Annotated in this window: 21 protein-coding genes; 7 read left to right on the top strand and 14 right to left on the bottom strand. The window is 68.0% G+C overall.

What is annotated here, in order from left to right; genetic code table 11:
• Positions 1 to 337: 337 nt before the first annotated feature.
• Complete coding sequence (otsB, locus tag ABTV68_RS08160; RefSeq protein ID WP_433677130.1) at positions 338 to 1,114, bottom strand: trehalose-phosphatase; 777 nt, start codon at positions 1,112 to 1,114, stop codon at positions 338 to 340.
• Positions 1,111 to 2,529 (bottom strand): alpha,alpha-trehalose-phosphate synthase (UDP-forming), encoded by a 1,419-nt coding sequence (locus ABTV68_RS08155; protein ID WP_433677129.1) that lies wholly within the window; start codon positions 2,527 to 2,529, stop codon positions 1,111 to 1,113. Before ABTV68_RS08155 ends, otsB begins: the two co-directional genes overlap by 4 nt.
• A gap of 242 nt (positions 2,530 to 2,771) precedes the next feature.
• On the opposite strand from ABTV68_RS08155, the gene ABTV68_RS08150 reads away from it, so the two are divergent.
• The gene (locus tag ABTV68_RS08150) at positions 2,772 to 3,014 is read left to right on the top strand and encodes a hypothetical protein (RefSeq protein ID WP_433677128.1); all 243 of its coding nucleotides are present in this window, start codon (positions 2,772 to 2,774) and stop codon (positions 3,012 to 3,014) included.
• 38 nt (positions 3,015 to 3,052) lie between these two features.
• Here ABTV68_RS08150 and ABTV68_RS08145 read toward each other — a convergent pair whose 3' ends face one another.
• From ABTV68_RS08145 to ABTV68_RS08125, 5 genes are all read right to left on the bottom strand, one after another.
• The gene (locus tag ABTV68_RS08145; RefSeq protein ID WP_433677127.1) at positions 3,053 to 4,534 is read right to left on the bottom strand and encodes a DUF222 domain-containing protein; all 1,482 of its coding nucleotides are present in this window, start codon (positions 4,532 to 4,534) and stop codon (positions 3,053 to 3,055) included.
• 84 nt (positions 4,535 to 4,618) lie between these two features.
• The gene (locus ABTV68_RS08140) at positions 4,619 to 5,056 is read right to left on the bottom strand and encodes an N-acetyltransferase family protein (protein ID WP_433677126.1); all 438 of its coding nucleotides are present in this window, start codon (positions 5,054 to 5,056) and stop codon (positions 4,619 to 4,621) included.
• Between the two features lie 19 nt (positions 5,057 to 5,075).
• Positions 5,076 to 6,260, bottom strand: a complete 1,185-nt coding sequence (locus ABTV68_RS08135; RefSeq protein WP_433677125.1) for an acetyl-CoA C-acetyltransferase — start codon at positions 6,258 to 6,260, stop codon at positions 5,076 to 5,078.
• Between the two features lie 81 nt (positions 6,261 to 6,341).
• Positions 6,342 to 6,989 carry a 3-oxoacid CoA-transferase subunit B gene (locus ABTV68_RS08130; protein ID WP_433677124.1) on the bottom strand — a complete coding sequence of 216 codons (648 nt, stop codon included), beginning with the start codon at positions 6,987 to 6,989 and terminating at the stop codon, positions 6,342 to 6,344.
• Position 6,990: 1 nt separating this feature from the next.
• Entirely contained in the window at positions 6,991 to 7,761 is a 771-nt protein-coding gene (locus tag ABTV68_RS08125) for a CoA transferase subunit A (protein WP_433677123.1), read from the bottom strand.
• 114 nt (positions 7,762 to 7,875) lie between these two features.
• Here ABTV68_RS08125 and ABTV68_RS08120 point away from each other — a divergent pair, with 114 nt between their 5' ends.
• The 5 genes from ABTV68_RS08120 (at position 7,876) to ABTV68_RS08100 (ending at position 12,598) form a co-directional block, all read left to right on the top strand.
• Positions 7,876 to 8,664, top strand: a complete 789-nt coding sequence (locus ABTV68_RS08120; RefSeq protein WP_433677122.1) for an IclR family transcriptional regulator — start codon at positions 7,876 to 7,878, stop codon at positions 8,662 to 8,664.
• 38 nt (positions 8,665 to 8,702) lie between these two features.
• Positions 8,703 to 9,137, top strand: coding sequence for a MarR family winged helix-turn-helix transcriptional regulator (locus tag ABTV68_RS08115; RefSeq protein ID WP_433677121.1), 435 nt, complete (start codon positions 8,703 to 8,705; stop codon positions 9,135 to 9,137).
• Entirely contained in the window at positions 9,134 to 10,372 is a 1,239-nt protein-coding gene (locus ABTV68_RS08110; protein WP_433677120.1) for an MFS transporter, read from the top strand. The genes ABTV68_RS08115 and ABTV68_RS08110 overlap by 4 nt, the downstream gene beginning before the upstream one ends.
• Before the next feature lie 110 nt (positions 10,373 to 10,482).
• Positions 10,483 to 11,097: an ABC transporter ATP-binding protein gene (locus ABTV68_RS08105; protein WP_433677119.1), complete on the top strand. Its 615-nt coding sequence runs from the start codon at positions 10,483 to 10,485 to the stop codon at positions 11,095 to 11,097.
• 34 nt (positions 11,098 to 11,131) lie between these two features.
• Entirely contained in the window at positions 11,132 to 12,598 is a 1,467-nt protein-coding gene (locus tag ABTV68_RS08100) for a hypothetical protein (RefSeq protein ID WP_433677118.1), read from the top strand.
• Between the two features lies 1 nt (position 12,599).
• On the opposite strand, the gene ABTV68_RS08095 is transcribed toward ABTV68_RS08100, so the two are convergent.
• From ABTV68_RS08095 to aztB, 6 genes are all read right to left on the bottom strand, one after another.
• Complete coding sequence (locus tag ABTV68_RS08095; protein WP_433677117.1) at positions 12,600 to 13,163, bottom strand: hypothetical protein; 564 nt, start codon at positions 13,161 to 13,163, stop codon at positions 12,600 to 12,602.
• The gene (locus tag ABTV68_RS08090; RefSeq protein ID WP_433677116.1) at positions 13,163 to 13,987 is read right to left on the bottom strand and encodes an inositol monophosphatase family protein; all 825 of its coding nucleotides are present in this window, start codon (positions 13,985 to 13,987) and stop codon (positions 13,163 to 13,165) included. The genes ABTV68_RS08095 and ABTV68_RS08090 overlap by 1 nt, the downstream gene beginning before the upstream one ends.
• A 128-nt stretch (positions 13,988 to 14,115) precedes the next feature.
• Positions 14,116 to 15,372 (bottom strand): zinc metallochaperone AztD, encoded by a 1,257-nt coding sequence (gene aztD, locus ABTV68_RS08085; RefSeq protein WP_433677115.1) that lies wholly within the window; start codon positions 15,370 to 15,372, stop codon positions 14,116 to 14,118.
• A 3-nt stretch (positions 15,373 to 15,375) separates the two neighbouring features.
• Positions 15,376 to 16,284, bottom strand: a complete 909-nt coding sequence (gene aztC / locus ABTV68_RS08080; RefSeq protein WP_433677114.1) for a zinc ABC transporter substrate-binding protein AztC — start codon at positions 16,282 to 16,284, stop codon at positions 15,376 to 15,378.
• Positions 16,281 to 17,462: an ABC transporter gene (locus tag ABTV68_RS08075; RefSeq protein ID WP_433677113.1), complete on the bottom strand. Its 1,182-nt coding sequence runs from the start codon at positions 17,460 to 17,462 to the stop codon at positions 16,281 to 16,283. The genes aztC and ABTV68_RS08075 overlap by 4 nt, the downstream gene beginning before the upstream one ends.
• Positions 17,459 to 18,319 carry a zinc ABC transporter permease AztB gene (gene aztB / locus ABTV68_RS08070; protein WP_433677112.1) on the bottom strand — a complete coding sequence of 287 codons (861 nt, stop codon included), beginning with the start codon at positions 18,317 to 18,319 and terminating at the stop codon, positions 17,459 to 17,461. Before aztB ends, ABTV68_RS08075 begins: the two co-directional genes overlap by 4 nt.
• Positions 18,320 to 18,404: 85 nt before the next feature.
• Here aztB and ABTV68_RS08065 point away from each other — a divergent pair, with 85 nt between their 5' ends.
• Positions 18,405 to 19,064 (top strand): ATP-binding cassette domain-containing protein, encoded by a 660-nt coding sequence (locus ABTV68_RS08065; RefSeq protein WP_433677111.1) that lies wholly within the window; start codon positions 18,405 to 18,407, stop codon positions 19,062 to 19,064.
• Between the two features lie 6 nt (positions 19,065 to 19,070).
• Here the strand turns inward: ABTV68_RS08065 and ABTV68_RS08060 are convergent, their stop codons facing one another.
• The gene (locus ABTV68_RS08060; RefSeq protein ID WP_433677110.1) at positions 19,071 to 19,571 is read right to left on the bottom strand and encodes a GNAT family N-acetyltransferase; all 501 of its coding nucleotides are present in this window, start codon (positions 19,569 to 19,571) and stop codon (positions 19,071 to 19,073) included.
• Positions 19,572 to 19,581 lie beyond the last annotated feature (10 nt).

Raw genomic sequence — 19,581 nt, 5'->3', positions numbered from 1 at the left:
TCCCCCGACGAGTGAATCCGGGGAGGGAGCCGCGATATCGACCCGATTCAGATCACCATCGCGCACGAACAGGGGAAAGACAATCGCCTGATCGAGTGCTCTGCGCCCAGCTCCGGGTCCGGTTGTGCCGACATCGGGGTGAGCGTGCATCAAGCGTAGTACATGATTCGCGTTCTGCCCGACACCGCGTCCCCACGGCACGCATCGATCGGACGCACGGGGTGCGTCCGAGGGCGATGCGGCGGGCATACGGAGAGTCTACGGCCCGCCACCGGCCGCGCGGTGCCATGCGGTCAAGCGCGAACACATCGCACCGCCGCGTCGGATGCGACCAGAGTCAGACGTCGCGATGCGCGCGGATGGACGCGATCACGTTCAGAACCACGGCGAGTTCCGCCGGGTCCGAAACACTCAGTCGCGCTGCCGTGTCGCCACCGCCGACGCGAATGCCGAGGTCGTCGGGGCGCAGCGAACGCAGGGCGTCCTCGTCGGTGACGTCGTCTCCCGCGAACAGCACGGCGGTCGCGCCCGTGAGCTCGCGCAGGTGGGCGACGGCGTCGTCCTTGCCTTCGTCTCGCCACGCGTACTCGATCACGTCGTGTCCCTCACGGCGGCGCCAGCCCGAATCCGCCATCAGCTCGTCGATGCGGCGCCCGGCCTCGTGGGCGGTCGCGGGTGCCGCAAGCCGAGTGTGGAGAGCGAACCCGGCGCTCTTCTCCTCGATGCGGGCCCCCATCAGGTCCGCGATAGCGCTCATCGCACGATCCCGCAGCAGCGGCGCATCCGCCGGCTCTTCCAGCGCGCCCTCCTCGCCGTCCGCGAGGGCTGCCGGAAGCAGGTATTCCGCGCCGTGGGAGCCGGCAAGCAGGATCGGCGAGACTGGCGGACGTTCGGTGATGATCTGCAGATCCCGCAGGGATCGGCCCGACACGAATGCCACGTACGTGTCGTCCATCCGACTGAGGGCATCGAGCACCGCCGTCGCCTCCGGGATCGCGCGCACCGACATCGGATCATCGGCCAGCTCAGAGACGGTGCCGTCGAAGTCGAGTGCGACGAGGAGCGTTTCTGTGGTGGCGATGGAACGCACCTCCTCGATGATCCGCGGCGTCATGCCGACTCTCCCGCGCGCACCTTCTCCATGGCGGAGAGGAACGAGGCTGACCAGGCCTGCACGTCGTGCTTGAGGACCTTGCGTCGCATGGAGCGCATGCGGCGCCGCTGCTCGGCGCTCGGCATGTTCACCGCCGTCATGATGGCATCCTTCAGTCCGTCGATGTCGTGGGGATTGACGAGCACCGCACTGGAGAGCTCATCGGCAGCGCCCGCAAACTCGCTGAGGACGAGTACTCCCTGGTCGTCGTCGCGCACGGCCACGTACTCCTTGGCAACGAGGTTCATGCCGTCGCGCAGGGCTGTCACGAGCAGCACGTCAGCGGCAAGATACAGAGCCGCCATCTCCTCCTTGGGGTACGAGTGGTGAAGGTAGCGGATGGCGGTGTGATCGAGGGTGTCGTAGGTTCCGTTGATCCGACCGACCATGAGCTCGATCTCATCCCGCAGATCTGCGTACGCATCGACGCCCTCGCGCGACGGGCTGGCGACAGTGATGAGGGTCGCATCGGCAACGCTCAGTCGCTCGTCACCGAGGAGCTCACCGAATGCCTTCAGACGGTGGCGGATGCCCTTGGTGTAGTCCAGCCGGTCCACGCCCAGAAGGATGCAGCGCGGATTGCCGACGCTCTCGCGAATCTCCTGGGCGCGCGCCACAACGGACGGTCGGTGCGCGAGCTCCGCATAGCTGGCGGTGTCGATCGAGATGGGAAACGCCTTCGCCAGCACGGTGCGCGTGCCGCCGTTTTCGGTGGGGACGGTGATATGAGACGCGCGGGATTCGACCTGGAGGAGTCGATGCGCGGTGGTCTGGAAGTTGCGAGCGTCACTGTGGCGTTGGAATCCGATGACGTCGGCGCCGAGGAGTCCGCGCAGCACCGGCACACGCCACGGCAGTTGCATGTAGATGCCGCTCGCCGGGAACGGGATGTGATGGAAGTAGCCGATGGTCACGTCGGGGCGCAGCTCCCGTACCATCTGCGGCACCAGCTGCAACTGGTAGTCGTGAACCCACACCGTGCCGCCGGGAGCGACGGCTTCAGCGGCACGGGTCGCAAAGCGGCGGTTGACCCGGACGTAGGCGTCCCACCACACACGCCGGTATCGCGGCGAGGCGATGACGTCGTGATACAGCGGCCAGAACGTGTCGTTTGACATGCCCTCGTAGTAGTCGGCGACGTCCGCCTCACTCAGCGTGATGGGAAGCAGCCGGATCCCGTCCGCGTCAAACGGTTCGAGGTCCAGATCAGCCCGACCGGGCCACCCGACCCACGCCCCATTCACGGTCTTCATGACCGGCTCGAGGGCCGCGACAAGGCCGCCGGGGGACGTACGCCAGTGGGTCGACCCATCTGGTTCGACGATGCGATCGACAGGCAGACGGTTGGCGACGACGACGAGCTCCGGCTTGGGCACGCGGTCCTCCTGACTGATGGTCTCGGATGCGCGGACTCCCCCAGGCTAGTGCGAGAGTCGCAGGGTTTGGTGGATGCACGGACGGGTGGCGACGGCGACCGACTTGTGTTATGCATACGCATCTCGACATCCATGCGCGGGTACTCCGGTGCTCGCCTTGCTGCCCCGCGAGGCCTGCACAGCGCCCACGGTCTCGCGGGTGTTCCGCCCCGATTTCCCGCCTCAGCCGATAAGTTTGTGGCATGCGCAAGTATCTGTTCGGCACGGGGATCATCGGAGCGATCACGAGCGGCTATTCCTTGCTGCGCGGTACGCGCGAGGAACAGTTCACCTGGCGCACGGTGGTCGCGTGGCTTTCGTGGGGCCTCACACTCGCCCTCGCGATTGGCACCATCGTGGAGGTTCGGCGCGAATCGCGCGGCGACATCGTCGCCCACCCGGAGGCCTCGAAGGAAGAACGCCGCCAGCTCAAGCGCTTCCGCTGAGCCTCGGTCGCGGAGCAAGCGACTCGCATTGCGTCGGCTCACCACGGCGGTGCCGTCTCATCGCGGTGGTCAGGGTGTGGCGGGCGCTGATTCTCGTCCGTTCCTGCCCACTCGCCATCCACCTCGGGACCGCAAGGCGAAAACCCGACCGCCCTCGGTGCAAGCATCTCCAGGTGGGAACGGCCAAGCGCGGTGACGAACTCCAGATCGCCTCCCGCGAGCGGATTGATGCTCCAGTGGGCGCTGGTTTTCAGCGTGTGGTGTCGGCGACACAACGGCGCGAGGTTCGCAACGTCGGTCTTTCCACCATCCGCCCATTCCTGGTTGTGGTCGATGTCCGTGTACCGAACCGGAACCCGACACCCGGGATGCCGACAGTGCTGATGACGATGCGTGAGGAAACGCTTCATCTCCGCGGTGGGCCGATAGCGATCCGTCGCTAAGACTCCGCCATGCATGGGGTCCGTCAGGAGCCGATCCCATCCAGGGGCTCCACCAGCCAACTGTCGCGCTGTCTCAGCGTCGATGGGGATGGCTCCGTCGAGCTCTGCGCCAGTGTCGGTGACGCCCATCAGGGTGAGTGCTGGGACCGTGACGGCCACGGTGGCGCGAATCGACCCGATCGCCGAATCCACGCTCGTCGGCGTGCCCGTGAGCAGCAGGTCTGCAAGAAGGTCAGCGCGCATCTGGTCGACGGTGCGCACATCCTCGTACGGAGTTTCGTCCCGGTGCAGGGCTTCATCGTCGTGTGCGTCTCGCTCGGCGTCTTTGCGCCGACCGGCATACTGCGTGCGAAGCCCGTGCGCCATCTGGTCGAGGCGGTCCTTCACGCCGTGCGCGAGGACGGACGGAAGACACGCGTGAAGCGTGGACATGCCGTCGTGGTCGTCCGTGACCCACACCGCTCGACTTTTGCTGGCAACACGGTGACGCTCGGCGATGCCGACCTCGTGCGCTTCCTCCGCCACACCGGCCAGCATTCCGCGCAGTCGGTTCGGTGACTCCACGCGAGCCAGCATCAGGGCGCGCTCGATGAACTTCTCGCGTGCGGGTCCCGCAGGAATCGGCAAGCCGGCACCGACAACCTCTCGTGCGTGGGCCATCAGGATGTCACCCGCCGACAGCGCGGCGTGCACCGCAGGAAACTCCTGCACGAGTTGGTAGGCGTCTGACATGCGTCGTTGAACAGTGCGATCACTGACATGGATCACTGCTCCTACCTCGGCGGCCAGTGCACGCAGACCGAGGTCGCCGTTCGAGGTCTCCCCCGAGGCGCCGGACAGAGCAACGAGATCCGCGAGCATGGCGGCTTCCATCGCGTCGGCGGCGGCGCGTGAACGCGTGACAGCGGCGATCGCATCGATGTAGGAGTTCAGCACCTCCGGCGTTGCCAGCCAAGGGCCGAGCATGTGGCCGGCGGTGTGCTGAGGACGCATGCGGCCCGACCGCTCGGCGGCCGGCTGGTTCGCGCCTCTGACCCGGGCGGCTCGACGTTCATCGGCTTCGCTATCAAATGTCATGCCTCCAGCGTGAGGCATTCATTCGTATTTTTGTTCGATTCGCAGAGATCTGTGGAGAACTTCGCGAGGACCCCACTGTCAGGCTCAGAGCGTGATCGCGTACTGGACGAAGCCCGTATCCCGCGCAACGCGGTCGTAGAGCGATCGCGCCGTGGCGTTACCCTCGGCCGTGAGCCAGTACACCTTGTGGCAGGAGTTCGAACGTGCCCACGTCGTCACGTGCTCGATCAAGGCCGTGCCGATACCGCCGGCGCGGGCAGCCGGCGAGACGAACAGGTCTTCGAGATAGCAGTAGGGGCGTACCGACCACGTGGCGGGATGAGTGAGCCAGTGGACGAGACCGACAGCCGTCTGCCCGTCCCACGCGATCGCCCCCTTGATCTGTCGCCCGTCCACAACGCGTGCAAAGGTCGATGCCGTGGTCGCCTCGTCGATCTCGGTCTCGTAGAACGAGAGGTACCCCGCCCACAGCTCACGCCACGCGGGCTCATCGATCAGGGACACCGCACGGATCTGCACCATGCCCTCAGCTTAGGCACCCTCAGCGAGTGAGGATGAGCGCTTCGCCCTGTCCCCCGCCGCCGCACAGGCCCACAGCACCGGTGCCGGAGCCGCGCCGCGCGAGCTCGTGCGCGAGGTGCACCACGAGTCGCGCGCCGCTGGCACCGATCGGATGTCCGATGGCGATCCCGCCGCCGTGGATGTTCACGCGATCCTCGTCCACACCCAACGCACGCTGCGACGCCGCTACCACGGCACCGAAGGCTTCGTTGATCTCGAACAGGTCGACATCGTCCGCCGTGATCCCCTGCTTCGACATCGCCTTCGCGATCGCGTCCGCCGGTTGAAGCTGGAGGGAGTTGTCCGGCCCGGCCGTCTGTCCGCTCGCCCCGACCGCCGCAAGAATCGACCACCCCTGTGCTGCTGCGTGCTCGCGAGACGTGAGAATCAGGGCCGCGGCACCGTCCGAGATCGGCGACGAATTGCCCGCTGTGATCTGCCCGTCCGCGCTGAAGGCGGGACGCAGGCCCGCCAGCGTCTCCATCGTCGTCGCCGGGCGAACGCCCTCGTCCGTCGTGACCAGCACCGGCTCGCCCTTGCGCTGCGGCACCTCGACGCTCACGATCTCGCCAGACAGGACCCCGGAATCGGCAGCCGCCGCAGCCCGCTGGTGCGACAGCATGGCCACGCGATCCTGCGCCTCCCGATCCACACCGAAACGTGGGTTGTGGCGTTCGGTCGACAGCCCCATGCTCTCGCGATCATAGGCATCGGTGAGACCGTCGAAGGCCATGTGATCGAGCACCTCGACACTGCCGTACTGCCATCCGTCACGCGAGCCCATCAGCAGGTGCGGTGCGCGGGTCATGGACTCCATGCCGCCGGCCACGACCACGGTGGCGTCGCCCGAGCGAATCATGCGAGCGGCATCGATCACGGCGGTGAGGCCGGACAGACACACCTTGTTGACGGACGAGGCGTGGACGTTCCAGCCGAGGCCCGCGCCGACCGCGGCCTGGCGGGCGGCGTTCTGCCCGGAGCCAGCAGCAAGAACCTGGCCCATGATCACCGCGTCGACGGCGTCGGCCGGAATCCCGCCCTTCTCGAGCGCGCCCCGGATCGCGAGCGAGCCCAGCTGCGGGGCGGTGAACGACGCGAGCTGACCCTTGAGACGCCCCTGCGGGGTGCGCGCGGCGGCGACGATGACGACATCGGTGGGGTTCATGATTCCATCCTCACGGATACAGAAGAACAGGGATTCAGAAGAACAGGGATTCAGAAGAACAGGGATTCACGCGGTCAAGAGTCAGGCAGACAGAGATTCCGGCACGATGAGCGGCGGCTCGGTCGCCGAGACGACGTCGTCGACCGATACGCCAGGTGCCAGCTCCACGAGCATGAGTCCATCGGCAGTGACGTCGATCACGGCCAGGTCGGTGATGATCCGATCCACGACGCCACGGCCGGTCAACGGCAGCGTGCAGGCATCCACGATCTTCGCCGATCCATCCTTGGCGACGTGCTCCATCAGCACGATCACCCGCGCGGCGCCGTGCACCAGATCCATGGCGCCACCGGGGCCCTTGACCATCTTCCCCGGTATCATCCAGTTGGCCAGGTCGCCGGTGGCGGACACCTGCATCGCGCCGAGGATCGCGGCGTCGATCTTGCCCCCGCGGATCATGCCGAAGCTCGTGGCAGAGTCGAAGAAGCTCGCCCCGGCGAGCACCGTGACCGTCTCCTTTCCGGCGTTGATGAGGTCGGGATCGACCGCATCTGCCGTGGGATAGGGGCCGACGCCGAGGATCCCGTTCTCCGACTGGAGGACGACGGTGACATGGTCCGGGACGTAGTTCGGCACCAGCGTCGGCAGACCGATGCCGAGGTTCACGTAGGAACCATCGGCAAGCTCGCGTGCGGCACGCGCCGCCATCTCTTCGCGTGTGAGCGCCATGTCAGTTCCCCTCCCGGACGGTGCGTCGTTCTATGCGCTTCTCGATGTCGGTGCCCACCTCGAGCACGCGGTGGACGTAGATCCCGGGAAGGTGAACCGCATCGGGATCGATCTCCCCCGGCTCCACCAGACGCTCCACCTGCGCGATGCAGATCCGACCGGCCATGGCGGCGAGCGGATTGAAGTTGCGGGCGGCCTCATGGAACACGAGGTTTCCGTGGCGGTCGCCGATCAGCGCGTGCACGAGGGCGAAGTCGGTCGTGATCGCCTCCTCCAGCACGTATTCACGCTCGACGCCGCTCGGAGCGAACACTCGCACCTCCTTGGCGGGCGACGCCACGGCGACGCTGCCGTCCGCGTTGTACTGGCGCGGCAGCCCGCCCTCGGACACCTGCGTTCCGACCCCGGTCTGCGTGAAGAACGCCGCGATTCCGGCACCGCCCGCGCGCAGCTTCTCTGCGAGCGTGCCCTGCGGGGTCAGCTCGAGTTCCAGTTCGCCCGTCAGGAACTGCCGCTCAAACTCCTTGTTCTCGCCCACATAGGACGAGGTCATCTTGCGGATCCGGTGCGCGTTCAGCAGCACACCGAGGCCCCAGTCGTCGACACCGCAGTTGTTCGACACGACGCTCAACCCAGAGGTTCCTTGCGCCAGCAACGCTTGAATGAGCGCGATCGGGTTGCCGGAGAGCCCGAATCCCCCCACCGCGATACTCGCACCGTCCGTGATATCCGCCACCGCTTCCGCAGCCGACGGCACCTGCTTGTCGATCACCGGGCCTCCTCGCCTCACACCGCAAACGCGGACCCCTCCAGCCTGCGCCTGTCCGGGCCGCATCGAAAGACGGCCGCCTGTCATGTGGAGAGTTTGGACGCTAGTGTCCACATTATGAACACCGAGACGGTCATCCCCGGCACACAGTCGATAGCCCGAGCGGCGCGCTTGCTTCGCCTCGTCACGGCAGCCGGTGAAAGCGGCGCCTCCGTCCAGGAGCTGGCTCGCACTGCCGATCTCACCCGTTCGACCACACATCGCCTGCTGTCCGCATTGCAGGCGGAGGGACTCGTGGATCGCCACGAGCAGTCCGGCGCGTGGCTCGCCGGCCCGGAGCTCTATCTCATGGGTACCGTGGCCGCCGCACGCTACTCGGTGCCCGCTCTCGCCCGTGACGTCGTCCGATCCCTGGCGGCGCGCACCGAGGAGAGCGCCTTCCTCTCCGTCCGTCGAGGGGATGAGACCGTCTGCCTCGTGCGCGAGGACGGCAGCTTCCCGATCCGCAGCTTCGTGCTGAGCGAGGGCGTCCGCTTCCCCCTGGGCGTCGCATCCGCCGGGCTCGCCATCCTCGCTTTCCTGCCCGCGGACGAATGCGAGGCGTACCTGAGCTCGGCGGGCGATCTCGGTGCGCGCTACGGAGCCGCGCACAGCGTCGCCCAGCTGCGCACTCGGATCGCCGAAACGCGTGATCGCGGCTACGCGCTCAACCCCGGCCTGATCGTGGAGGGCAGCTACGGGATCGGCGCCGCGGTGTTCGATTCCGACGGCCGACCGGCGTGGGCGCTGAGTCTGACGGGAGTGCAGTTCCGCTTCGGCGCCGATCGCCTTCCGATGCTGGGACGGGCCCTCCTGTCACACGCGCATCAGCTCACCGGAATCCTGTCCAGTCGTCCTCATCCGTAATACATACCTGCGTTATATATCTCTGTTATGCTTTACCGATGAGGAACACGCAGGACATCGTCCGCATCGTCAGTGCGGCCACCGCCCTCGGGCGGATCGCCGCCGTGACGACGAAGAACGAGACGCCCGCCGCTCAGTGGCGCACCCTCGCGATCCTCATCAGCGAAGGCCCGCAGCGCATCGGCGAGCTGGCCCGCCTCAGCCGCGTCACGCAGCCGGGAATGACCCGGCTCATCGGCACGATGACCGAGGCCGGCCTGCTGGCGCGCGAAGAGGATCCGTCCGATTCCCGCGCGAACCTCATCTCCGTCACCTCCGACGGGCGCAGCGCGCTCGAGGCCTGGCAGACGCAGCTCGGTGAGGCCCTCAGCCCGTTCTTCGCTGATCTTCCCGACGAGGACTGGGAGACGCTTCGCCGTGCCTCCGAGATCCTCGCCTCTCGCATCGCATCAACTCAGGAGTCCCATCGATGAGTACTGCTCACAAGCAGTCCCTCCTCAAACAGCCCATGACCGTCTGGGCTGTCGCTTTCGCCTCGGTCGTCGCTTTCATGGGCATCGGTCTGGTCGACCCGATCCTCAACTCGATCGCCACCGATCTGCACGCCTCCCCGGTCCAGACCGAGCTGCTGTTCACCAGCTATCTCGCGGTGACCGGCATCGTGATGTTCTTCAGTTCCTGGGTGTCCAGCCGGATCGGCGCGAAGAAGACCCTGCTGATCGGCCTGGCCGTGATCGTCGTGTTCGCTCTTGCCTGCTCGCTCAGCGGCACCGTGGATCTCGTCATCGGCTTCCGCGCCGGATGGGGGCTGGGCAACGCCCTCTTCATCTCCACCGCTCTCGCCACGATCGTCGGGGCCGCAGCCGGCGGCAGCGAAGCGGCCATCATCCTGTACGAGGCGGCGCTGGGCGTCGGCATCGCCATCGGTCCGCTCCTCGGCGGACTCCTCGGGCACCTTTACGGATGGCGCGGCCCGTTCGCCGGCGTCGCGATCCTCATGGCTGTCGCGTTCATCGCGATCATCACGATGCTGCGTGGCGACGGGGAGAAGCCGAAGCCGGTCAGCATCAGTGCGCCCTTCCGCGCGCTGGCACAGCCCGCGCTCGGCCTCCTCGCCATCGCCGCGCTGTTCTACAACATGGGCTTCTTCATCCTGCTGGCCTTCTCCCCCCTCGTACTGAGCGCTCTCGGCATCGAGACGATGCAGATGGGATACGTGTTCTTCGGCTGGGGACTCGCCCTCGCCGTCACCAGCGTGTGGCTCGCACCGCGCCTGCTGGAGCGCTTCCGCCGCACCACCGTGCTGATCGCCACCTTCGTGCTGCTCGCGATCGATCTGGCAGCCGGAGCGCTGGCGATCCAGAGCTCGACGGGACTCATCGTCGTGATCGTGATCGGTGGCCTGCTGCTCGGCGTCGTCAACACGACTCTCACGGAGGCCGTCATGGAGGCGACGGACCTCCCGCGGTCAGTCGCTTCGTCGTCCTACTCCGGTGTGCGCTTCCTCGGCGGCGCGGTCGCTCCGCCGCTGGCGGCTGCGCTCGCTGGTCTTGCCGGCGACTGGCTCCCCTACGTGTTCGCCGGCATCGTGGTGATCATCGCCGCGCTCGTGCTGCTGGTCGGACGTTCCCGGCTGGCGCGTGTGGACATGCGCGGCGTCGACGCCACGGAGGAGGCGGAGGCCGTCGCGATCGGCGACGCCAACTGAGGTGTTCGGATGGCCCCGACGGCGCGTCCGTCGGGGCCATCCGCGTGTCCGAACCGCGCCGCACCGGACGGGCACGAGCAGCGAGCGGCGTCCGATGACAGCATGGAGACATGATCACCGCGGAGCAGGCAACCGTCACCCTGGACGGGATCACCCTCCTTCCCCCGACCGACCTGGATGTCGCGCGCGGGGCCGTCTGCGTGCTGCGCGGGCGCAACGGCTCCGGGAAGACGACACTGCTCACCCTCGTTGCGGGGCGTCGCCGTCCCACGGAGGGAACGGTGCGCGTTGCCGACGAGGAAGCCGATGATCGCTCGCGACAGTTCCGCGAACGGGTCGCCGGGCTGCTGGATCCACCACCTATCGCTCGCGATCTCACCGTGCGGGAGCAATTGAGCCTCATCGCGCTCACCTGGGCTTCCGCCGCCCCAGAGGTCGCGGCCGACACGGAGCTGGCGCGCTGGGGCATCGAAGAGCTCGCCACCCGATTCCCGCACGAACTCTCCAGTGGGCAGCGCCGCCTCTTCCATCTGGCGACCACCTGGATCCGACCCGCGGAGATCGTGATCCTGGACGAACCGGAGCAGCGTCTGGATGACGACCGGCGCCACCGGCTCATCGCGAACATCGACGCGCGTCGCCGCGCGGGCACAACGTTCCTCATCGCGAGTCACGATGACGACGTCGAACAGGCAGCAGACGTCGTCGTGCGGATCGCGACATGAGCGCTGTGATGACACAACGGGCGGAGCCGGTCCGATGACGGCCCGACTGCGACCGGTCCTCCGTCGCGCGCGGACGCGAGAGCGAACCGTGGGCGACCACCTCTACTCCGGTTACCTGGGTGTTCTGGTGATACTCGTCGTGGCCGCGCCAGCCGTGCGCGCAGTGTGGATCGTGCTCGTCGATCCTGCCGTGCTGCCGATGCTGGCGGCGGTACCGATGAGTGTCGTTCCGGCACTGGCTCTGCTCGCCGTCGGTGCGGCATTGATCATCGGCGCCACCGCGGGTCCCGCCGCACGCACACCGCTGATGACCGCTCTCCTCGCAGACTCGCCGTTCTCCCGCCCACGCGCGTTCGGGGGGCCTGTGGTGCGCGTGTGCGCGTTCGCTGGTGCGATCGTCGGTTCGGTCGCCGCCGCGTGGGCCTGGCCACTGGTTTCCGCCGGCGCCCTGGAGCTGGCACCAGCGATCGGATGGTCGGTTGTCGGGATCCTCTTCGGTGTGGTCTCGGGGGTCGGCTCACTCGCCGGTCAGCGATTCGTTCGCGCCGCGCCGCTGATCGGTGCCGCGATCGTGGTCGCCGCGATCGGGATCGGATTCGTTCCCGCGCCGCCGCTCATGGCCGGAACCAACAACCTCTGGGCGAGCGCCGTGGCTGTGGCCGTGGTGCTCGCGGCGGCTGCCCTGAGCTCAATTCCTGCGCTGCTGAACTCTCTGCACTCGGCAGCGCTGGTGAGCACGGCCCAACGACGTGAGAGCGCGATCGACGGCGCGGTGTTGCTCGATACGGCGGCGGTGGCGGATGCCACGCGCGGCATACCGTATGCCGGTCGGAGGCGGCTCGCGGTGAGCGCGAGGCAGGCCCGGAACGCTCTGTCGCTCCAATTCCTTCGGCGCGACGTTGTGGGGTGGACGCGCACTCCGGGACGTCTCGTCGTCGCCGTGGTTGGGCTGGGGTGCGCTGCCGTTCTGGGCATGTTCGCGCTGCCGGTTCCGGGCTTGGGCTGGCTCGCTGTCCCGGCGGCGGTGATCGTTTACGCCGCAGCAGGTCCGTTCACCGACGGGGCGCGGCTCGCCGCCGAGGCCTCCGACGCGCCAGCGCTCTACGGGCTATCTCCGCTCGCGCTGCTGGCGCTGCATCTTGTTGCGCCCGCGGCTGTTCTGGTCGTTGCGATCGTCGTGACCGGGGTACTCGTGCTCGCGGGGATCGTCGCCGTGGGCGCCGTCGTCTGCGTGCCCCTTGTAGGTGCAGCGGCGCTCACGGCGCGCATCGCCGACGCACGAAAGCCGCCGCTCCCGGTGGCCATGCTCGCGCCGATCGTGACGCCGTTCGGCGACATGGCAGCCGCCAACCGCGTGATCTGGACACTCGGGCCGGTGCTCGCGACTGCGGCCGTCGGGCTGTCCGCGACCGTTCCGCCGCTCAGCGCCGCGATCCTCGCCGGGCTTCTCCTGCACGCCGCCTCACGCTGGCGCACCGCGCGGCTGCACGGGCGAGTCTGAATCAGCGCGGCCAGACGACGAGGATCAGCGCTTCGCGGGTGTCCGCAAGCCGAACCCATCCATCGCCGAAGAGGTAGCTCATGCCGTATCCGTCGGCGTCCTTGATGAGGGCTCCGTCGCGGGGTTCCGTGACGAGCACGCCGGAGGGGTCCTCCTCCGTGACCCACCCCTGAGCCGCGAGGTCCGCCTGTGCCTGCGTCGCAAGTTCCGGCGTCAGGGTCCCGTACCCGAACACCTGAGCGACGTCGTTGCCTTCCCCGGCATGGTTGCCCCAGGTGCACGACATCCCGTCCGGGATGAGTGTCGAGCCGATGTAGAGCGGATTGCTGACGGCGGTCCAGCCCTGCGCGGTGTACCCCGCCACCAGTCCGTCGGAGAGCATGGATTCGCAGGTCAGTTCGATCGGTTCCGCGGGCGGTTCGCTGGATTCGGCCACCGGTGTGGTCGCGTTGGCGGAAGCGGGAGGTGACGCCGCCGTGGTGCCCTCCGAGGCCGCGGGAGTGCACCCTGCGAGCACCGCGGCAGCGGCCACCAGGACGCCGACACGCAGCAACCGCGCCGCCATCAATCCGCGCTTCCGAGGAAGTCCAGGAACGGCTGGTGCAGCACGCCGTTGGTGGCCAGCACGGAACGTGACGAGATGGAGTCCGCGCCGTCGATGTCGGTGATCCGGCCGCCCGCCTCTCGCACGATCGGCACGATCGCCGCGATGTCGTATTCCTTGACATCGAACTCCGCGACGAACTCGAGGCGTCCCTCCGCGAGAAGCATGTAGGGCCAGACATCGCCGTATCCGCGGTCCCGCCAGACGGCACGCGTCAGCCGCAGCAGGTCATCGGCACGACCGACCTCGTCCCACTGAGCGATGCTCTGAAAACTGACGCTGGCGCTTGCGATGTCATCAACATCGGAGACCTGGAGCTGACGATCGCCCTCCGCGCCGGCCGTCCACGCACCGTGTCCGGTCGCCGCCCACCAGCGTCGTCCCAGCGCCGGCTGACTGACCACACCGACCTGCGGCACTCCGTCGATAGCGAGGGCGATGAGCACACCCCACATCGGAATGCCCTTGAGGTAGTTGTGCGTGCCGTCGATCGGGTCGATGATCCACTGCCGCGACGACGTGCCGCTGACACCGAACTCCTCGCCCAGCACTCCGTCGTGCGGCCGCTCCGCATCGAGGATCTCGCGGATGGCGCGTTCCGTGGCGATGTCCGCATCGGTGACGAAGGTGGCGTCGGGCTTGGCCTGCACGTCGAGATCCGCGGAATCGAACCGCGACATCGCCACGCGATCCGCGGCGTCGGCGAGTCGGAGCGCCAGACGAAGGTCGGCCGCGAGATCGTCGGATTCGGACGCGGGTGTGGAGGGGGTCGCAGACGCAGTCACGCCTCTCACCCTACCCGGCACTTCCACGCGGAAACCCGCCGATCGGCTGTGCGATGAACCAGTGTTCGCACAGGATCGGCGGGTTCCGCCCGAGCGCACCTCATGGTGTGCGCTCGATCGAACGGGGGTCAGTCGGAGGCGACGGCCAGTTCGTTGGGCGCGTGATCGAGAGTGGTGGTCGCGATCGTCTCGCCGCTGGCCAGATCCACAGCGTGGACGGCGCGCGTGGCGGGCTCGGTGACGTAGGCGATGTCGCCGTCCACCTTGATCGCGGGGTGCGGGTCCTGCCACTGCGCCGGTCCCTGCCAGGGCGCGACGACGGAGAAGGCACGCAGGATCTCGCCGTTCTCCGGGTCGAGCACGTGGATCTGACCATCTGTGCTGAGGATGTACGCCAGGTCGTCCGGACCGCGAGCGATATCACGGAACGTGTAGCGCACGTTGTCGGGCAGGGGGACGACCCGGTACTCCCCCTTCTCGGTGTCGATCAGCGTCACGGCTTCCAGCAGGTAGCCCTCGGCATCGGGATCGTTCTTGTAGTCGCCGACCACGATGGGACTCGTCTCGGAGACGAAGGCGTTGCCCATGCGGCCGTAGGCATCCGGCGCAGTGAGCTTCTCGAACGCACCCTGCGAGTACACCAGTGCACCGTTCTCGCATCCGAACACGACCGCCTCGTTCTGCGCGGTTCCCTCACCGTGGATCCCGGGGCACTGATCGGTGATCGCGATCTCCTCCCAGCTGTCCCCCTTCGCGGCGAGTGCCACGGCACCCGTGCGCCCGCTCTCGTCGCCCACTGTGGTGAGCAGCGTGCCGTCGGAGAGGACGATCGAGACGCCGTGGTGGGCGGCCGGCGCGGTGTAGCTGGTCGACGCCGGAAGCGCGTCGTATCCCGCGTCGAACGCGCCGGTGTCGAACACCGTGGTGGTTCCCGTGCCGTCGTCGAACAGCACGGTCTTGCCGTCGTGCACCACGACGTGTCCGGCCGCGGTGGCGGGAACGAGCGGATCGGCGAGCACCCCCTCCGCCGTGTCGAGGAAGCGGAAGCCCTCGGTGGTGGTGACGGCCACCGTCCGCCCGTCGCCGAATGAGTTGACGCGGGTGAACGCCTCGGTGGGAATCTCAGCCAGGGGCTCCAGGGTGTGCGGGTCGAGCACGGCGATGCCGTTCTCATACGTCACCACGACGCGGCCGGACTCCGCGTGCGTGTGCGCGTGGTCCGCGTGGTCGGTCGTCTCCGCAGCCGCCGGTGTCGAGCTGGCGGGTGCGGATTCCGCCGAAGCGGTGCCCGCACACGCGGTCAGTGCTGCCAGCAGGGTCGCTCCGAGCGCCGCGACCGCGACACGTGTGGAGTGCTTGTTGTGCATCTTCTTCTTTCTTGTCATGCCTCAGCGAGTGAGGCCCTGGGTGATGCGGTCGGTGTTGACGCGCATCATCGTGAGGTAGGTGTCGGCCCCGCCGCCGGGTTCCGTGAGTGATTCGGTGAACAGCTCGCGCACCTCGATGTCGAGGCCGGCCTCCGATGCGAGCACCTGAGCGAGACGATCCGGCTGCGACGACTCGGCGAAGATCGTACGGACGCCTGCAGTGGTGATCGCGCCCGTCAGGTCCCGGAGGTCCGCGGCACTGGGAGCCGCGAGGGTGGTCCCTCCGGGGATGATCGCGCCTACCACCCGGAAGTCGAAGCGCTGAGCGAGATATCCGAAGACGTGGTGATTCGTGACCAGGGCGCGCCGTTCCGTGGGAATCGTCGCGAACTGCTCCGCCATCGAGGCTTCCAGCGTCGCCAGTTCGTCGCGGTAGGTGGCGACGTTGGCGGCGATCGCGGTCTCCGGCAGTCCGACGGTGTCGATCAAGACCGGTTGCAGGGCGTCGATCATGTCGATCATCCGCCCCGGATCGGTCCAGAAGTGCGGATCTGCCGCCGGAGATCCTCCGTCGTCTGCGGCATACGCGAGGACGTCGATGACGTCCCCGGCGACGAACTGTGGCGTTCCGCCGGCGGTCGAGTCATCGAGGTTGCGCTGCAGTCCTTCTTCGAGCCCGAGGCCGTTGGAGACCACGAGCTGCGCGTCGTGCAGCAGCTTCGCCTCCTGCGCGGAGATCTCGAACGAGTGCGGGTCGGCATTGGGCTTCATGAGCACGACGACCTCGGCCTCGTCCTGCACGAGGTTTCGCACGACATCGCCCAGGATGTTCGTGGTCACCACGATCCGGGGGCGGTCCTCCGCCGCCGGTGACGAGCACCCCGTGAGGGCGACGGTGATCGCGGCCAGGGCGAGGAGGAGGCGCTTCACCGTCCCACCTCCGCGAAGAAGGCGGGCGTGGTCGGCGTCTTCAGCGTGCGGGCGACCCGTGCGTTGTCGGCGTAGTCGATCTCATGCACGACACCAGAGGCCGCGTCGTTCAGGTAGGCCCGCTGTCCGTCGACCACAATCGAGGCGCCTGTGGGATCGGCCGTCAGCGGCTCGGTGACCGCGATCTCAGCTGTGCCACGAAACACGCGCACGCGACCCTCCGCGTCGACGGCGACGACATGGCCCTCCGCGTCGTCCACGGCCACCACGCGCGTGAGATCAGCAGCGCTCGAGACGAGCTCCCAGCTGCGCGCGCGGGCGTCGAGCAGCCAGAAGCCGATTCCGGGCGCGATCGCCGCGACCGTCGGACGTCCCTTGCGCCCGTCGAACGCGGTCGGCGCCAGCGCACCGGCCGGGATCGGTACGAGTTCGGGGGCCGCTGCGGCGGAGGCGATCACGACCGCACCCTCCGCGCATCCGATCACGAGCCCGGCGCGCGTTGCGATGGATCCCGACGGTGTCGTGCACGCGGTGTCCGCGGTCATGGTCTCGCCGGCGGAGTCGACGATCTCCACGCGCCCCGCGCGGGCGAGCACCGCGCCGTCTCCCAGGGGTGCCGCGACGACGGGGGCGGCCACATCGATGCGGAACGTCTCCCTGATCTCGCCGCGTGCGAGGGAGGCGTTGTCGAGCAGGACCGCCTCGCCACTGCCGGAGAACACGATGGACGTGGAACCAGCCGTGGAAAGGGGTCCCGTGGCGATTGTCGCAGGACCGGAACCCGCAACGACGCCGATCACCCGCGAGGGCGCGCGGTAGTAGTGGAAGTGATCGCCGTGGTCCCATGTCCAGACCCCGGAATCCACGACCTGCACACCCTGGGTTGTGGAGATGAAGACGTAGCGCCCATCGGTCGCGACAGCCTCCGGCGCAGCAACGCCGTCGATACGCGCCGTAGTCCCGTCGAGGAGGTCGAGAACTCCCGTCGCGCCGTCGGCGTCGACGGTGAAGAGCTGCAGGGGCGGCTCGGCCACCTCCGCCGCTCCCGCGATCGCGCCGTGCCCGGTGGGTGCCGCCGCCGTCGGGGACGTCGTCGCGGAGAGCGTCGCCGAGGAACACCCGGTGAACAGCGCCCCGACCACGAGCAGGCACACGGCGAATGTCGAACGACGCGTCATGCGATCACCTCGATGCGGGCGTGGGCGGGCATGGTCGGCTCGGCGCGCACGACGGACTGATTCGGTCGACGACGCCGCATCCCCGCGCGGACACCGCCGGAGACGAAGGCCAGCACCACCGCGGTCAGAGCGATCGATGACCCTGCCGCGGTTCCGGCGTGCCAGGAGACCAACAGCCCGAGGAACACCGCGAAGACACCGAAGAGGGAGGCGACGACCATCGTCGCCGGGATCGTCCGCGTCCACGGCCGCGCCGCCACGGCGGGCGCGAGAAGCAGACCGACCACCAGCAGCGACCCGACGATGGGAAAAGACGCGACCACGGCGAGCGTCACAAGCGCCACCAGGACGAGGTGGGCGACCGTGGGGCGCCGACCCAGAACATGCGCGATGCGGCGATCGAAGGCAGCGACCACGAAGGACCGGTGAAAGACCGCGGCGAGCAGAATGGTCGCGGCAGCGGCGCTCGCCAGGGGAATCAGGTCTGTCGCGCCGACCGCGAGGATGTCACCGAACAGCAGAGCGGTCGCGTCGGTCGCGAAGCTCCTGGAGTGCGACACGATGATCACCCCGAGCGACAGCATCCCCACGAACAGCAGGCCGATGCTCGTGTCATACGAGAGACGTCCTCGGCGCTGCAACAGCCCGATGGTGGCGCTCATGACAGCTGCCGCCACGGCGGCACCCAGCAGAACCGGCGCTCCGGCGACCGTGGCGATCGCGACACCCGGCAGCATGCCGTGACCGATCGCCTCCCCGAGGAAGGCCATTCCGCGAATGACCACCCACGTGCCGACCACGCCGCAGATCACGGCAACGAGCGCTCCACCCAGGAGCGCGCGTTGCAGGAACTGCACCGACAGAGGATCGAACAACCAGGCCACGCCTCACCACTTTCGTTGTTGATAATGAGAACCGTTCTCAACAAGCTAGCATGAGGATATGACGCTTCCGAACCTCACCCGGTCCCTCGACGCCACCCTCTCTCTCGACAACGTGCATTTCGCATACGACGGCGGCGAGGTGCTCCGCGGCATCACTCTCGATCTGCATCCCGGTGCCGTCACCGTTCTACGGGGGCCGAACGGATCCGGGAAGTCGACCCTCGTGGAGATCGTCGCCGGCACGCGCCAGCCGACCGTCGGCGCCATACGGCGCCGCGGCAGCGTCGCGCTCGTCGTGCAGCGCATCGACGGGCTGACGGGACTCCCCCTCACCGTCGACGAGGTCGTGCGGATCGGCACATGGCGCGCCGGCACGCGCGTGCGGCGCTCGCACGCCCGTGCCGCGATCAGCGCTGCGCTGGCTCAGGCGGGACTCGATGGGTGGGAGCAGCGGCCGTTCGCGTCACTCTCGGGCGGTCAGCGCCAGCGTGCGCTGCTGGCTCAGGCCCTGGTTCAGCGCCCCGACATCCTCCTGCTCGACGAGCCCGATGCCGGCCTTGACGGCGAGAGCACCGAGCACCTGTCGCGGCTGCTCGCGGCTGAGGCCGCTCGCGGCGCGACCGTGCTCTGCATCACTCACGACGGCGGCGTCGCCGCCGCGGCCGACCGTGTTGTCGAGCTCAACGCGGGGCGGATCATTGCCGACTGCAGTCGTTGAAAGCGACTACACCGGGCGCGTCATGCAGATGAGCCCGTCGCGAGTCTCCCAGCTCTGAGCGTCGGTGAAACCCTGCTTCCGGTAGAGCCCGATCGCGTCGGCCCGCCACTCCCACACCGATAGTCGAAGGGTGTCGGCCCCCACCACCGCCGCGTGCCCGTGAACCGCGGCGAGCAGCGTCGAGGCCACGCGCCGTCCACGAAACTCCGGCGCGGTCCAGAGGCGCTTGATCTCGAGGCGACGGTCCCCTGCATCGGTGATCACGACGCACCCCGCCGCCTGGTCCCCCTGGTGTGCCAGCAGCACGACATCGCGAGCGAAGGCGGCAGCGGGATCGAGAACCTCTCTGCGATATCGCGCCGGCAGCGCATCGATGGAGTCGACCGCGGCCCCCTTTTCCGCTTCGGTCTGGCGGTGGTAGTCGCCAAGGAGAACCGACAACGCGTGGGACTGCGCGACGCTCTCTGGATCCCAGCGACCGACGATGATCTCCTCGTGCGACGTCATGTTCCGACAG

Source organism: Microbacterium gorillae (genome assembly GCF_050990725.1).
Lineage (GTDB): Bacteria > Actinomycetota > Actinomycetes > Actinomycetales > Microbacteriaceae > Microbacterium > Microbacterium gorillae_A.
The sequence above is the reverse complement of the archived record's forward strand: the minus strand, read 5'-3'. Positions and strand labels throughout refer to the sequence as shown.

Coding starts and splice junctions, on each gene's coding strand:
- otsB (WP_433677130.1), bottom strand. CDS start 1,114: ATGACGCCGCGGATCATCGAGGAGGTGCGTTCCATCGCCACCACAGAA.
- ABTV68_RS08150 (WP_433677128.1), top strand. CDS start 2,772: ATGCGCAAGTATCTGTTCGGCACGGGGATCATCGGAGCGATCACGAGC.
- ABTV68_RS08145 (WP_433677127.1), bottom strand. CDS start 4,534: ATGACATTTGATAGCGAAGCCGATGAACGTCGAGCCGCCCGGGTCAGA.
- ABTV68_RS08140 (WP_433677126.1), bottom strand. CDS start 5,056: ATGGTGCAGATCCGTGCGGTGTCCCTGATCGATGAGCCCGCGTGGCGT.
- ABTV68_RS08135 (WP_433677125.1), bottom strand. CDS start 6,260: ATGAACCCCACCGATGTCGTCATCGTCGCCGCCGCGCGCACCCCGCAG.
- ABTV68_RS08130 (WP_433677124.1), bottom strand. CDS start 6,989: ATGGCGCTCACACGCGAAGAGATGGCGGCGCGTGCCGCACGCGAGCTT.
- ABTV68_RS08120 (WP_433677122.1), top strand. CDS start 7,876: ATGAACACCGAGACGGTCATCCCCGGCACACAGTCGATAGCCCGAGCG.
- ABTV68_RS08115 (WP_433677121.1), top strand. CDS start 8,703: ATGAGGAACACGCAGGACATCGTCCGCATCGTCAGTGCGGCCACCGCC.
- ABTV68_RS08110 (WP_433677120.1), top strand. CDS start 9,134: ATGAGTACTGCTCACAAGCAGTCCCTCCTCAAACAGCCCATGACCGTC.
- ABTV68_RS08105 (WP_433677119.1), top strand. CDS start 10,483: ATGATCACCGCGGAGCAGGCAACCGTCACCCTGGACGGGATCACCCTC.
- ABTV68_RS08100 (WP_433677118.1), top strand. CDS start 11,132: ATGACGGCCCGACTGCGACCGGTCCTCCGTCGCGCGCGGACGCGAGAG.
- ABTV68_RS08095 (WP_433677117.1), bottom strand. CDS start 13,163: ATGGCGGCGCGGTTGCTGCGTGTCGGCGTCCTGGTGGCCGCTGCCGCG.
- aztD (WP_433677115.1), bottom strand. CDS start 15,372: ATGACAAGAAAGAAGAAGATGCACAACAAGCACTCCACACGTGTCGCG.
- ABTV68_RS08075 (WP_433677113.1), bottom strand. CDS start 17,462: ATGACGCGTCGTTCGACATTCGCCGTGTGCCTGCTCGTGGTCGGGGCG.
- ABTV68_RS08065 (WP_433677111.1), top strand. CDS start 18,405: ATGACGCTTCCGAACCTCACCCGGTCCCTCGACGCCACCCTCTCTCTC.
- ABTV68_RS08060 (WP_433677110.1), bottom strand. CDS start 19,571: ATGACGTCGCACGAGGAGATCATCGTCGGTCGCTGGGATCCAGAGAGC.